Below are 12,154 nucleotides of genomic sequence, written 5' to 3' on the forward strand. Positions count from 1 at the left end.
GGATGCCTCTTTCAAAACAGGGAATCACCAATGAGCCGCTTTGCCGCCCCCATCGCCGAGCAGATCTGGGACATGAAATACCGCTTTAAAGAAGCGGATGGCACGCCCATCGACCAGACGGTCGAGGATAGCTGGCGACGCATAGCCCGCGATCTGGCGCGGGTCGAGGATGACGCGGCCCATTGGGAAGATAAGTTCTATGAGGCACTGGAAGATTTCAAATATCTGCCTGCTGGGCGCATCACAGCAGGCGCGGGCACAGCGCGGCAGGTGACTCTGTTCAACTGTTTCGTCATGGGCACCGTGCCCGACAGCATGGGCGGTATCTTCGACATGCTGAAAGAAGCTGCGCTGACCATGCAGCAGGGTGGCGGGATCGGGTATGATTTCTCGACCATCCGTCCGCGTGGGGCCGATGTGAAAGGCGTGGCTGCGGATGCTTCTGGCCCGCTTTCCTTCATGGATGTGTGGGACGCGATGTGCCGCACGATCATGTCTGCGGGCTCGCGCCGCGGGGCGATGATGGCGACCATGCGTTGTGATCACCCTGATATCGAACAATTCATCACCGCGAAATCTGACCCCGCCCGCCTGCGCATGTTCAACATGTCTGTGCTGGTGACGGATCCGTTCATGGAGGCCGTGAAGGTCGATGGCCCATGGGAATTGGTGTTCGACGGCAAAATCTATCACACGGTGCAGGCGCGCGATCTGTGGAACAAGATCATGCAGGCCACTTATGATTACGCCGAGCCCGGCGTGATCTTCATCGACCGGATCAACAAAGCCAACAACCTGAGCTATGTGGAAACCATCGCCGCGACCAACCCCTGCGGCGAGCAGCCATTGCCACCCTATGGCGCGTGCCTTCTGGGCTCGATCAACTTGGCGCGGTTGGTGACAGATCCGTTCGAGGACGCGGCGCGTCTGGATGAGGCCGCGTTGCAAGAGTTGGTCGCGACCGCAGTGCGTATGATGGACAATGTTGTAGACGCGTCGAAGTTCCCGCTGGCCGAGCAGGAAGCCGAAGCACAAGACAAGCGCCGGATTGGCTTGGGTGTGACGGGTCTGGCGGATGCGCTTTTGATGTTGGGCCTGCGCTATGGGTCCGACGAAGCGGCGCGTCAAACCGAACGCTGGTTGCACGCGATCGCCCGCGCCGCCTATCTGGCCTCGGTCGATTTGGCGAAGGAGAAGGGTGCTTTCCCGCTGTTTGACGCCGAGAAATACCTGGGCAGCGGCAATATGCAGCAAATGGATGATGACGTGCGTGACGCGATCCGCGAACACGGTATCCGCAACGCCCTGCTGACCTCGATCGCGCCGACTGGGACGATTTCGCTCTATGCAGGGAACGTGTCGTCGGGGATCGAGCCGGTCTTTGCCTACGCCTACACGCGCAAGGTGCTGCAGAAGGACGGCTCGCGCACCGAGGAAGAGGTGGTGGACTATGCCGTGCAGATGTGGCGCGACAAGTTCGGCGAAGTCGCCTTGCCCGACTATTTCGTGAACGCGCAGACGCTTTCCCCGTCTGATCACGTCAAGATGCAGGCCGCCGCGCAGAAATGGATCGACAGTTCGATTTCCAAGACAATCAACTGCCCCGAAGATATCAGCTTTGACGCCTTCAAAGACGTTTACATGCAGGCCTGGGATCAGGGCTGCAAAGGCTGCACGACCTATCGCCCGAATGACGTGACCGGCTCGGTCCTGACAGTGTCCGAAAGCGCCGACAAAGCCCCCGGCGAAAGCGCGGATGCCCCGCATCAGGTGGATGGCGGCGAGGTTGTCTATATGTCCGAACCGCTGGACCGTCCGCAATCGCTGGAGGGGTCGACCTATAAGTTGAAATGGCCCGACAGCGAACACGCGATTTATCTGACCATCAACGATATCGTCATTGGTGGCCGCCGTCGTCCGTTCGAGGTGTTCATCAATTCAAAGAACATGGAGCACTACGCCTGGACGCTGGCGCTGACCCGCATGATTTCTGCCGTATTTCGACGGGGCGGGGATGTGTCCTTTGTCGTTGAAGAACTAAAGGCCGTGTTCGATCCGCGTGGCGGGGCCTGGGTGCAGGGGAAATACATCCCATCGATCCTGGCCGCGATTGGCGGCGTGATCGAGCAGCATATGGTCAATATCGGCTTTCTTGAAGGCGAAGGAATGGGTCTGAAATCCGACCCGCAGGCGCAGGTGGTCAATATTGACGCGCCCCGCGGCAAAGCCTGCCCATCCTGTGGTCAGTTCGATATGGCGATGATCGAGGGCTGCATGACCTGCCGAAGCTGCGGTCATTCTAAGTGCGGCTGACGCAGATCGCAGACAATTGCTGTGGCTTCTGGCGGGATCGTTTCCCGCCAGAAGCCAGAAGCTGAATCTCTTTAGCAACATTTTTATGAACGTTATGTTAACGTCTCTTTTCTGCCAGAATTTGCCCTGATAAGAACGCCAGCGTAAGCAGTGATACGTTGAAAGGTGCGGGCGGGAATAATGAGAGCCGGGCAAAACGGTCGTATAGCCATTTTATGGAAACAGACGGAACTGGATGGGCTTGAGGCGGCGCCTCTGTCCTTTTTGAATGTTGGGGCTGCGTGGTCCTGGCGCGGGCATGCCGCCTTTGTGGACGGTTCTTTGCCGCACGGCCGAGAGGTACCGCTGAATGTTCTGCATCATTTCATCTCGGAAGACGAATTGGGCAACGGTGCGCAGGGTGTTGTTATCCTGACCAACGGGGCACAGCAATTCTCGGCCCTGTTATATGTTTCGGCGACGCAGGCTGAACCTCTTTTGGTATTCGAAGAAGGATGTCCTGCACGCGAACAGGACTTTTGGGTCGATGAGTTTGTCGAAATCCGTCAGGCTGGCGGCGAATCGGCCAGCCACGCGAATACGGTGGTCTCGTTCCCGACTCGTCCACGCATGGACCCCAATCTTCACGCAGTGCCGCGCCTGCCTGCGGCGAATGCGGGACCGTTGGTGGATTGATCCGTTTCAACGGACCGGATTTTTTCAGGACCTGTTGACTCTGACGGAACTGCAGATATAAGCGCGGCTTCATTGGTGTTGGTGGCCCCCGCAAGGGGATGCCTGTCATGGGGGAAACCCCAAGAGGACAACGCCCTTCATAGTAGGCGCCTACTCTTGTAGCAGAGCAGCGCCTTCGAACATAAAGAAGGAGATCAGCCGTGACGAAACGCACGTCTGCCAAGTACAAAATCGACCGCCGGATGGGCGAAAACATCTGGGGTCGTCCGAAATCCCCGATCAACCGTCGTGAATACGGCCCCGGCCAGCACGGTCAACGCCGCAAGGGCAAACTGTCGGACTTTGGTCTGCAGCTGCGCGCCAAGCAGAAGCTGAAAGGCTACTATGGCGACCTGACCGAGAAGCAGTTCCGCCGCATCTACGCCGAAGCCGAGCGTGTCAAAGGCGACACCGGTGAAAACCTGATCGGTCTGCTGGAGCGTCGTCTGGACGCTGTTGTTTACCGCGCCAAGTTCGTGCCAACCGTGTTTGCTGCACGTCAGTTCGTGAACCACGGCCACGTCAAAGTGAACGGAAAGCGAGTGAACATCCCCAGCTACCGCGTCAAAGAAGGCGACGTGATCGAAGTGCGCGACAAGTCCAAGCAACTGGCCGTTGTTCTGGAAGCTGTTGCGCTGGCCGAGCGTGATGTGCCTGACTATATCGACGCCGACCACTCGAAAATGACCGCAACCTTCGTGCGCGCACCGGGCCTGAGCGATGTGCCTTACCCGGTCATGATGGAGCCGAACTTGGTCGTCGAATTCTACGCGAAGAACTAATCTTCGCCGATCTGGAAAGTTTCGAAAACCGCGCCATCCGGCGCGGTTTTTTCGTTTACACAGTTCTGTTGCCATCGCGCTGAAATTCCAACATTTTGGTCCGTGACCAAGCGCATATGAGACAACACAGTGAATTTGAGACCGCTATGACAGCACGTTTTCAGAAAATCCTGACCGCAGCAGGGCTGGCTGTTCTACTTGTCGGTTGCTCCGACGCCACCAGACCGCTGACATCAAGTGGGCTGCGGTCCGAGGACCCGCTTTTGACCGGCATCCTGCAAAGTTTTCAACATGGATGTATCGAGACCGCCCCGACATTCGAAGAATCGCGGGTTCGTGCCGGGTTCAATGCCAATGAGCCGAGACTTGAGCGGGGGATGGAATTCCTTGGGGGCAGTACCAGAGATCGGTCCTGTGAGGTTATCGTGCGTGGATATGGCACGACCCGGCCGGTGCCGACGGTTGGCGATATCAACCGGTTGGCGCGTGCCTTCGCGTCGAACACGCGGTTGGCCTATACCCCTGCGATCCCGGGTGAATCGACGCGGGCTTGGGTTTCGTCCGGAAATCGCAATTTCTTCGTGACCGGTTTTGTGACTGGAGACGGGGATTTGCAGCTGATTGTTGGTGAGTGATCCAGTCAGATCGGCAGCGGTCGCCCCTCGGCGATCGCTTCCATAGCGAAATAGGACGTGACGCTGTCCAGTTCGACCTTTTCGATCAGGCGTTGGTACACCTTGTCATAGGATGCCATGTCCTGCGTCACGACCTTGAGCTGATAGTCATAATCGCCCCCGATCCGGTGAAAATCCACAACCTCGGGGATGGTCAGTACATGGCGGCGAAACGCCTGCAGCCACTCGGCCGAGTGATGCCGGGTTCGTAGCATCACAAAAACCACAAGGCTGAGGCCCAGTTTCTCGCGCGCGATCTTGGCGGTCGACCCGGTGACGACGCCGCTTTCGTTCAGCGCCTTCAGCCTACGCCAGCACGCGTTCTGAGACAGGCCGACCCGATCCGCCAGTTCTCGCTGTGACAGGGTCGCGTCTTTTTGCAGTTCGCGCAGTATGCCTTGATCAATTTGATCTATTTTTTCGGTCATATCAGATCATATGACACAAAAAATGGAAAAACTACCCAAAGAAATGTGAAGTTTATCCAAAAAATAACAATCATATTGTCAGGGTAATACGGAGCCTGAGCCATGACCCTGAACCAATTCCGCGCGTCCATCCAATCCGCCGATTGCATAACCCCCTTTCGTGATGGGCTGATCGGAGAAGGCGTCATGATTCCGGGTCTGCGCGGGGACGTGCCGCTTGTGTATGCGGATTACGTTGCCTCGGGCCGCGCGTTGCGGCAGGTCGAGGATTTTGTGGCTGCGCATGTGTTGCCGTTTTATGCCAACAGCCACACCGAGGCTTCGTATTGCGGCGCGTATATGACGCGCCTGCGCGGAGAGGCCCGCGCAGAGATTGCCCGCATCGTTGGCGCCCAGGAAGAGGATTCGGTGATCTTCACCGGCTCTGGCGCCACTGCGGGTCTCAACCGGCTGGTCAGCCTGATGGGTGTTAACGAGGCGGACCGGCCGGTTGTTTTGTTGGGGCCGTATGAGCATCACTCGAACATTTTGCCGTGGCGCGAAAGCAAGGCGCGGGTGATCGAAATCCCCGAAGCATCGGACGGGGGTGTCGATCTGCAAGTGCTCGAACGTATATTGGTCGATCATTCTGCGTCCGATCTTATCATCGGGTCGTTTTCAGCGGCCTCGAACGTGACCGGCATCATCACCGACCCCGATCCGGTGACACGCTTGCTGAAAGCGCATGGTGCGCTGGCAGTTTGGGATTATGCCGGGGGTGGGCCTTACCTGCCGATGGATATAGGGGAAGGCGATACACGTAAGGACGCAATAGTTGTCTCTCCGCATAAATTTCCAGGCGGTCCGGGGGCTTCGGGCGTGTTGGTTGTCAACACGGAGGCCGTGCGTCGGACCTGTCCCAGTTGGCCCGGTGGCGGGACAGTCAGCTTTGTGTCGCCATGGCGGCATGACTACAGCGCTAACCTGTCCGCGCGCGAAGAAGCCGGAACACCCAACGTTATCGGCGATATCCGCGCGGCGCTGGCTTTTATCGTCAAGGATGTAGTTGGCGTAAAGGCGATCGCCAAACGCGAGGTACAGTATAACCAAATGGCGTTGAAAGGATGGGGGGACAACCCGAACCTCACGCTGCTGGGCGTGGATAATCCACATCGCCTGCCGATTTTCTCCTTCCTCGTGCGCGACAACGCGGGGCACCCGGTGCATCAGCAACTGTTCACCCGTATGCTCAGCGATATCTACGGCATTCAGGCGCGGGGCGGCTGTGCCTGTGCTGGGCCCTATGCGCATCGCCTGTTGGGCATCGACAGGGACACGTCCGAGGCGTTGCACGCCGCGCTGTCTGCCGGAGAAGAGATGAAGAAGCCCGGTTGGGTGCGGTTGAACTTCTCATATTTGATGAGCGAACAGACGGTGCAGTTCGTGATCGACAGCGTCAATGACTTGTCGCGCCGCACCGCTGAATTCGCACCATTCTACACGGCCGACCCGGCGACCGCCCGCTTCAAAGCGGCGTGACGGAATTGCCGCTTTTCTCAACGCCTTGAGACAGGTATGAGAGGCTCCAATCAACGGAGCCTCTTATGACCAAGATCACCCCGCAACCCGGCATTATGGACATCGCGCTGTATCAGGGCGGCCAGTCGCATGTGGCCGGGGTTTCGCATGTGATCAAGCTGAGTTCCAACGAAAACCCGTTTGGTCCCAGCCCCAAGGCGATCGAGGCTGTGCGCAACAGTGCCGCCAACCTGCATCGCTATCCCAGCACCGACCACGCGCCCCTGCGCGACGCAATCGGTGTACGGCACGGGCTGGACCCAGCGCGGATCATCTGTGGTGTCGGCAGCGATGAGGTGCTGCAATTCGTGGCGCAAGCCTATGCCGGGCCGGGGGATGAGGTCATCTATACCGAGCACGGCTTTTCCATGTACCCGATCATCGCGCGGATGGCGGGGGCAACGCCGGTGATGGTGCCTGAAAAGGACCGCCGCGTGGATGTTGACAACATCCTTGCCGCTGTAACGGATCAGACGCGGATCGTGTTTGTGACCAATCCGGGTAACCCGACCTCGACCATGATCCCCGAAAGTGAGCTTGTGCGCCTAGCCGAGGCTCTGCCCGACAGTTGCCTGATGGTGATCGACGGGGCCTATGCCGAGTTCGTCGATGATTTTGATGGTGGGGCATCCATCGTGGGTCGGTTCGACAACGTGATCATGACCCGGACGTTCTCGAAAGTGTACGGCCTGGGTGGGATGCGCGTGGGCTGGGGCTATGCCGTGCAGTCGATCATTGATGTGCTCAACCGAGTGCGTCAGCCGTTTAACTTATCACTGACCGCTTTGGCGGCGGCCGAAGCTGCGGTTAAGGACGAAGAGTTCTTGTCTCATTGTCAGGCCGAAAACACGCGCCTGCGGGTGTGGTTGTCCGACGAACTGGCCAAGATCGGGGTGCCTTCGGATGCGTCCTGTACCAATTTCATTCTCGCCCGGTTCACCGATCAGGCCGAGGCTGAGGCTTGCGACGACTATTTGAAAACCCAAGGTTTGATCGTGCGGCGTGTGGCGGGATACAACTTGCCAAATGCGCTGCGCATCACCGTGGGCGATGAAGACGCCTGCCGCCGGGTCGTTGCGGCAATCTCCGCATTCAAAGAGGGCGCAGCATGAGCCAGATCTACGACCGTGTTGCACTGATCGGGCTGGGGCTGATCGCCTCGTCCATGTTCTGGGCCATCAAACGCGCCGGGCTAGCGGGTGAAGTGACGGGATACGCGCGGTCCAAGGCGACGCGCGACACCGCGCGCAAGATCGGTCTTTGCGACCGGGTGTGCGATACCGCCCAAGATGCGGCAGAGGGCGCCGATCTTGTCGTTCTCTGTGTTCCGGTCGGCGCGATGGGTGCGGTGGCCGCAGATATCGCACCAATGCTGAAACCGGGCGCGACGGTGTCTGACGTGGGTTCGGTCAAACGTCATGTGATCGAGGCGGTGTCGCCACATATCCCCGAGGGCGTGCATTTCATCCCCGCGCACCCGCTGGCCGGGACGGAACACTCGGGCCCAGAATCCGGTTTTGCCGAATTGTTCGACAATCGTTGGAGTCTTTTGGTGCCGGTTGAAGGCACCGACCCCGCCGCCGTCGCGCGCTTGCGTGCGCTTTGGGAGGGGATGGGATCGAACGTTGATGAGATGGACGCCGACCACCACGATCTGGTGCTAGCCGTTACTTCCCACGCACCGCATCTGATCGCTTACACGATGGTCGGTGTGGCCGATGACCTGCGCCGGGTGACGGATAGCGAGGTTATCAAATATTCGGCTGCCGGGTTCCGGGATTTCACGCGGATCGCGGCCTCGGACCCGACCATGTGGCGCGACGTGTTTCTGACTAACAAGGACGCGACTTTGGAAATTCTTGGCCGGTTCACCGAGGAACTGTTCGCCTTACAGCGGGCCATCCGAACCGGAGATGGTGAACAGCTATTCGACTATTTCACACGCACCCGCGCGATCCGGCGTGGGATCATCGACGCAGGCCAGGATACGGATGCGCCGGATTTCGGCCGGGGGAAATCCTAACCATGAGGGTGATCCGGCGGAGCATTGCTTTTGCGCTTGTTGGGGCCTTGGCTTCAACAGCGCAGGCAGCGCCGGAACAGTCATTGATTCCCGTGGCGCGGCCATCGGTCGAGCAGGTTGTTGGCCCCACAAAGCTTCGCCCCGTGTTGCGTCCTGTTTCAGCACAGGTTCTGGCCGTCGCTGCGCGCCCGACAGCGCTGCCGTTCCTGGGGCCGGACACATCCCTGATGCCTTATCTGCGCCCGAAAGCTCTGGAACAGGAGGCGCTGTTCAAGAAACGCAAGCTGCGCAAGGGTTCGGTCTGCGGGGATATCGACATTCAAGGCAAACCGGTGGGGCAGGTTCCGGGCAAGATCAAGGCCTGCGGGATCCAGGACGCGGTGCAGATTACTTCGGTCGCCGGTGTCAAACTCAGCCGCCCGTCTACGATGGATTGCGGAACTGCCATTGCGCTGAACAAATGGGTCGATAAATCGGTCAAGCCAACCTTCAAACGCCGCGGTCCGGTGGTCGAATTACAAGTCGCCGCCCACTATGCCTGCAGAACACGAAACAATCAGAAAGGCGCGCGGATATCCGAGCATGGCAAGGGGCGCGCAATAGATATCTCGGGTTTTCGAATGGCGGACGGAGAGCTGGTGACGGTTCTAAACGGCTGGCGCAAGAACCCGTCGAAGAAACAACTGACCAAAATCTGGCGCGGCGCGTGCGGGCCGTTTGGTACGGTGTTGGGGCCAAACTCGGACCGCTATCACCGGGATCATTTCCATCTGGATACGGCACGCCACAGACGGGGTCCGTATTGCCGTTAACGTAGAATTAGCCGCGGGGCTGGGCCAAGGGGCAGGGGGCCGACCGCAACGAAGCCGTCTCGGAAATTCAACTGCAAATCCAACGCATTGGGGTTGCCGCCCAGTCCGGCCATGAAGTTCAGCGCGCGCGTCACCGGGTCCACGGCCTGATCAGGCAATGCGCCTGCCGCGTTGGCCATGGCGATCATATCTCGCCAGTTCTCGGCTTTTATGGCGATCTCTCCGGTGGGGATGCCTTGCGCGTCCACGTCCAGCTCTCCGGCAGCAAAAAGACGAAGGGCCCCCCATTTCATCTCGGCCAGCCGCAGATCAATTCTGGTGGGTTGCGGGCGACCCTGTTCCAGCGCGGACCGGTCCCATGGCTTGTCGAACACGGTCGTCATGTCCAGTTCGAGCGTCTCAAAGGATTGCGGCAGAGTGGTGGCCGAGCGCATGAGCTCGCGCAAGTCGTCACCGGGGGTGAAACCGTCAATCCGGGCGCTGATGGCATAGGTCTCAGGGCTTGCTGTCTGCGCCATGATCAGCTGCAGCGTCTCGCCCGCCGCTTGCGCTTCTCCGTCGTCAGCGATTGACCACGACCCGGAAGTCAGCGCCATCTTCTCAAGCACCAGCGCAATACCGGGTTGCAGTTGCAACTCTGCCACCAAATCCGCCGCCGTGATGGTCGAGGTTTGGTCGAAATACGATAACCGCTGCGGCGTGTCGGCAAATCGCAGCATTTGCTGGCCGGGCCAGATGGCGGGGCTTTGGAATTCGATCCAATCCGCGCTCCAGGCGGTGCCGTTGACCGGATCGGCCAGCGCGGGATTGTCCAGACGGGTGACATGGTTGAACGGATACCCTGCGGTGGCGACCTGCGAATACTCAGCCTGCCAGCCCCTGTCCTGTTGTCCGTCGAACCATGTGGTTATGGCATTGCGCAGGCCAAATCCGGCGACAAACCAATATGCGCTCCAGATCACAGTTATGACAATGACTAGCCGTATCAGCCCGCGCATGGCAGTTCGCCCTTTTTCCCGTACCTGAATTGATGTTTATAGGCGCAAACGGGCAAGGACCAGTGCTATGACAATGTGGGTATTCGGATATGGATCGCTGTTGTGGAATCCGGGGTTTCCCGTTGCCCGCAGCGCGCGTGCGACGTTGCACGGATATGCCCGATCCTTCTGCATGAGCTCGATCCACCATCGCGGGACCGAGGATCATCCCGGCCTTGTGCTGGCTTTGGACGAACAGGACAGCGCCCAATGCAAGGGTCTGGCCCTGTCGGTCGAGCCCGGTCACGAGGACCGCACCCTGCACGAGCTGCGCGAGCGTGAGCTGATCTCGTCAGCCTATGTTGAGAAGATGCTGGACGTGCATCTGGAAAGCGGCGAAACGGTCGAGGCTGTCACCTATGTGATCGAAAAAGACCACGTGCAATATTGCGGTGGAATGCCTCTTGAGGAACAGGCTCAGATCATCGCCCACGCCGTGGGCGGGCGCGGGCCGAACACCGAATACCTCTATAACACCGCCGAACATCTGGCCGAGATTGGCCTGCGCGACCCTGATCTTGAGTGGTTGGCGCAACGGGTGCGTAGCATTACCGCATAAACCCTTGGCGTCACCGGCGGATTTTCGCTAGATTCACTGTCAGAGCAGGTAAGAACCGGGAACCACGCGCATGGCGCAGGCACATCAGGGCGCGAGACCGCATTTCTCGCAACCCATTCGTCAGATCGTAACGATGCTGATCGCTATAGGTCTGGCGGGGGCGGGCGTGTTTATGGCGCTGCCCTATGTCTTGCCGGTCTTCTATGCCAACCCGTATCTCAATGGGTTTATCCTGCTGGTCTTTGCGATCGGTGTTCTGGCCTGTTTTCTTCAGGTAACACAGTTAATCGGCTCGGTCCGCTGGATCGAAGCTTTTGTCGGTGGCGTCGTCCGCGAAGATGCGCGCACCCCGCAATTGCTGGCGCCGCTGGCCTCGTTGCTGCGTGAACGTGGCGCGCGGTCTCAGATCAGTTCCAGTTCAACCAGGTCCATTCTGGACTCGGTGGCCGAGCGGATCGAGGAAGAGCGTGAGATCACGCGATATATCACCAACGTCCTGATTTACTTAGGCCTTCTGGGTACATTCTTCGGCCTCGCCACCACGGTCCCGGCCATTGTCGACACGATCCGCAGCCTCAACCCGCAAGAGGGCGAAGAGGGGCTGGCCGTGTTCAATCGCTTGATGGTTGGGCTTGAGGCGCAGTTGCAGGGCATGGGCGTGGCCTTTGGGTCCTCGTTGCTGGGTCTGGCCGGGTCGTTGATAGTCGGCTTGCTGGAGCTGTTTGCGGGCCATGGTCAGAACCGGTTCTACCGCGAGATGGAGGAATGGCTGTCCTCGATCACACGGGTCGGCTTTGCGCTGGGTGATGAAGGCAGCAGCGCAGAACTGGCCGTACTGTCCCCGGTGTTGGATACGATGTCAGAACAGATGGACGCCTTGCAGGACCTGTTCTCGGCACAGGAGGGGGATCGGGCCGAGCTGTCCGCCAAGCTGGGTCAGTTGGTGGACGTGATCACCGATATGAACCTGCGCCAATCCGACAACGAAGGCGTCACCGCCGCGCTGGAACGCGTGGCGCTGGGACAGGATGCCCTGCTGGATCACATGCGCGAACAGGGCACCGGCGACGGGATCGACGCCGAAAGCCGGATGCGCCTGCGGTCGATGGATGTGCAATTGTTGCGCATCCTCGAAGAAATCTCGGCCGGTCGCCAGGAAAGCATGAGCGAGATGCGCAAGGATATCGAGCTGCTGGTCAAGGCCCTGACATTGCCGCGCGGTGCTGTGCGCACGACGCCGGGCGGAGAATAAAAG

At 59.2% G+C, this 12,154-nt stretch carries 12 protein-coding genes; 10 read left to right on the forward strand and 2 right to left on the reverse strand.

Translation table 11 applies throughout. From position 1 onward, the window contains the following. Positions 1–30: 30 nt before the first annotated feature. From AC2FJ6_RS05745 to AC2FJ6_RS05760, 4 genes are all read left to right on the forward strand, one after another. Positions 31–2,313 (forward strand): adenosylcobalamin-dependent ribonucleoside-diphosphate reductase, encoded by a 2,283-nt coding sequence (locus AC2FJ6_RS05745; protein WP_170768980.1) that lies wholly within the window; start codon positions 31–33, stop codon positions 2,311–2,313. A 180-nt stretch (positions 2,314–2,493) separates the two neighbouring features. Then, positions 2,494–2,988, forward strand: a complete 495-nt coding sequence (locus AC2FJ6_RS05750) for a hypothetical protein (protein WP_170768981.1) — start codon at positions 2,494–2,496, stop codon at positions 2,986–2,988. 200 nt (positions 2,989–3,188) lie between these two features. Continuing rightward, positions 3,189–3,809 (forward strand): 30S ribosomal protein S4, encoded by a 621-nt coding sequence (gene rpsD / locus AC2FJ6_RS05755; RefSeq protein WP_170325974.1) that lies wholly within the window; start codon positions 3,189–3,191, stop codon positions 3,807–3,809. A gap of 146 nt (positions 3,810–3,955) precedes the next feature. Beyond that, the gene (locus AC2FJ6_RS05760) at positions 3,956–4,444 is read left to right on the forward strand and encodes a hypothetical protein (protein ID WP_170768982.1); all 489 of its coding nucleotides are present in this window, start codon (positions 3,956–3,958) and stop codon (positions 4,442–4,444) included. Between the two features lie 5 nt (positions 4,445–4,449). On the opposite strand, the gene AC2FJ6_RS05765 is transcribed toward AC2FJ6_RS05760, so the two are convergent. Beyond that, positions 4,450–4,911 carry an Lrp/AsnC family transcriptional regulator gene (locus AC2FJ6_RS05765; protein WP_170768983.1) on the reverse strand — a complete coding sequence of 154 codons (462 nt, stop codon included), beginning with the start codon at positions 4,909–4,911 and terminating at the stop codon, positions 4,450–4,452. 102 nt (positions 4,912–5,013) lie between these two features. Between AC2FJ6_RS05765 and AC2FJ6_RS05770 the strand changes: the two genes are divergently transcribed. The 4 genes from AC2FJ6_RS05770 (at position 5,014) to AC2FJ6_RS05785 (ending at position 9,303) form a co-directional block, all read left to right on the forward strand. After that, entirely contained in the window at positions 5,014–6,429 is a 1,416-nt protein-coding gene (locus tag AC2FJ6_RS05770) for an aminotransferase class V-fold PLP-dependent enzyme (protein WP_170768984.1), read from the forward strand. A 65-nt stretch (positions 6,430–6,494) separates the two neighbouring features. Beyond that, positions 6,495–7,580 carry a histidinol-phosphate transaminase gene (gene hisC, locus AC2FJ6_RS05775; RefSeq protein WP_480875654.1) on the forward strand — a complete coding sequence of 362 codons (1,086 nt, stop codon included), beginning with the start codon at positions 6,495–6,497 and terminating at the stop codon, positions 7,578–7,580. Further along, entirely contained in the window at positions 7,577–8,491 is a 915-nt protein-coding gene (locus AC2FJ6_RS05780; protein WP_170768986.1) for a prephenate/arogenate dehydrogenase family protein, read from the forward strand. Before hisC ends, AC2FJ6_RS05780 begins: the two co-directional genes overlap by 4 nt. 2 nt (positions 8,492–8,493) lie before the next feature. Then, the gene (locus tag AC2FJ6_RS05785; protein WP_480875652.1) at positions 8,494–9,303 is read left to right on the forward strand and encodes an extensin-like domain-containing protein; all 810 of its coding nucleotides are present in this window, start codon (positions 8,494–8,496) and stop codon (positions 9,301–9,303) included. Here the strand turns inward: AC2FJ6_RS05785 and AC2FJ6_RS05790 are convergent. Beyond that, on the reverse strand, positions 9,300–10,301 hold the full coding sequence (locus AC2FJ6_RS05790; RefSeq protein ID WP_496668648.1) for a DUF2125 domain-containing protein: 1,002 nt from the start codon (positions 10,299–10,301) through the stop codon (positions 9,300–9,302). The genes AC2FJ6_RS05785 and AC2FJ6_RS05790 overlap by 4 nt on opposite strands. A gap of 67 nt (positions 10,302–10,368) precedes the next feature. Here AC2FJ6_RS05790 and AC2FJ6_RS05795 point away from each other — a divergent pair, with 67 nt between their 5' ends. Next, positions 10,369–10,899, forward strand: a complete 531-nt coding sequence (locus AC2FJ6_RS05795; RefSeq protein WP_170768989.1) for a gamma-glutamylcyclotransferase — start codon at positions 10,369–10,371, stop codon at positions 10,897–10,899. Positions 10,900–10,969: 70 nt separating this feature from the next. Beyond that, positions 10,970–12,151 carry a biopolymer transporter ExbB gene (locus tag AC2FJ6_RS05800; protein WP_170768990.1) on the forward strand — a complete coding sequence of 394 codons (1,182 nt, stop codon included), beginning with the start codon at positions 10,970–10,972 and terminating at the stop codon, positions 12,149–12,151. Positions 12,152–12,154 lie beyond the last annotated feature (3 nt).

The organism is Ruegeria sp. CDSA089 (assembly GCF_059612205.1).

Excerpts from the sequence above, each read along its gene's own strand:
- AC2FJ6_RS05745 (WP_170768980.1), top strand. The coding sequence starts at position 31 with ATGAGCCGCTTTGCCGCCCCCATCGCCGAGCAGATCTGGGACATGAAA.
- AC2FJ6_RS05750 (WP_170768981.1), top strand. The coding sequence starts at position 2,494 with ATGAGAGCCGGGCAAAACGGTCGTATAGCCATTTTATGGAAACAGACG.
- AC2FJ6_RS05760 (WP_170768982.1), top strand. The coding sequence starts at position 3,956 with ATGACAGCACGTTTTCAGAAAATCCTGACCGCAGCAGGGCTGGCTGTT.
- AC2FJ6_RS05765 (WP_170768983.1), bottom strand. The coding sequence starts at position 4,911 with ATGACCGAAAAAATAGATCAAATTGATCAAGGCATACTGCGCGAACTG.
- AC2FJ6_RS05770 (WP_170768984.1), top strand. The coding sequence starts at position 5,014 with ATGACCCTGAACCAATTCCGCGCGTCCATCCAATCCGCCGATTGCATA.
- hisC (WP_480875654.1), top strand. The coding sequence starts at position 6,495 with ATGACCAAGATCACCCCGCAACCCGGCATTATGGACATCGCGCTGTAT.
- AC2FJ6_RS05780 (WP_170768986.1), top strand. The coding sequence starts at position 7,577 with ATGAGCCAGATCTACGACCGTGTTGCACTGATCGGGCTGGGGCTGATC.
- AC2FJ6_RS05785 (WP_480875652.1), top strand. The coding sequence starts at position 8,494 with ATGAGGGTGATCCGGCGGAGCATTGCTTTTGCGCTTGTTGGGGCCTTG.
- AC2FJ6_RS05790 (WP_496668648.1), bottom strand. The coding sequence starts at position 10,301 with ATGCGCGGGCTGATACGGCTAGTCATTGTCATAACTGTGATCTGGAGC.
- AC2FJ6_RS05795 (WP_170768989.1), top strand. The coding sequence starts at position 10,369 with ATGACAATGTGGGTATTCGGATATGGATCGCTGTTGTGGAATCCGGGG.
- AC2FJ6_RS05800 (WP_170768990.1), top strand. The coding sequence starts at position 10,970 with ATGGCGCAGGCACATCAGGGCGCGAGACCGCATTTCTCGCAACCCATT.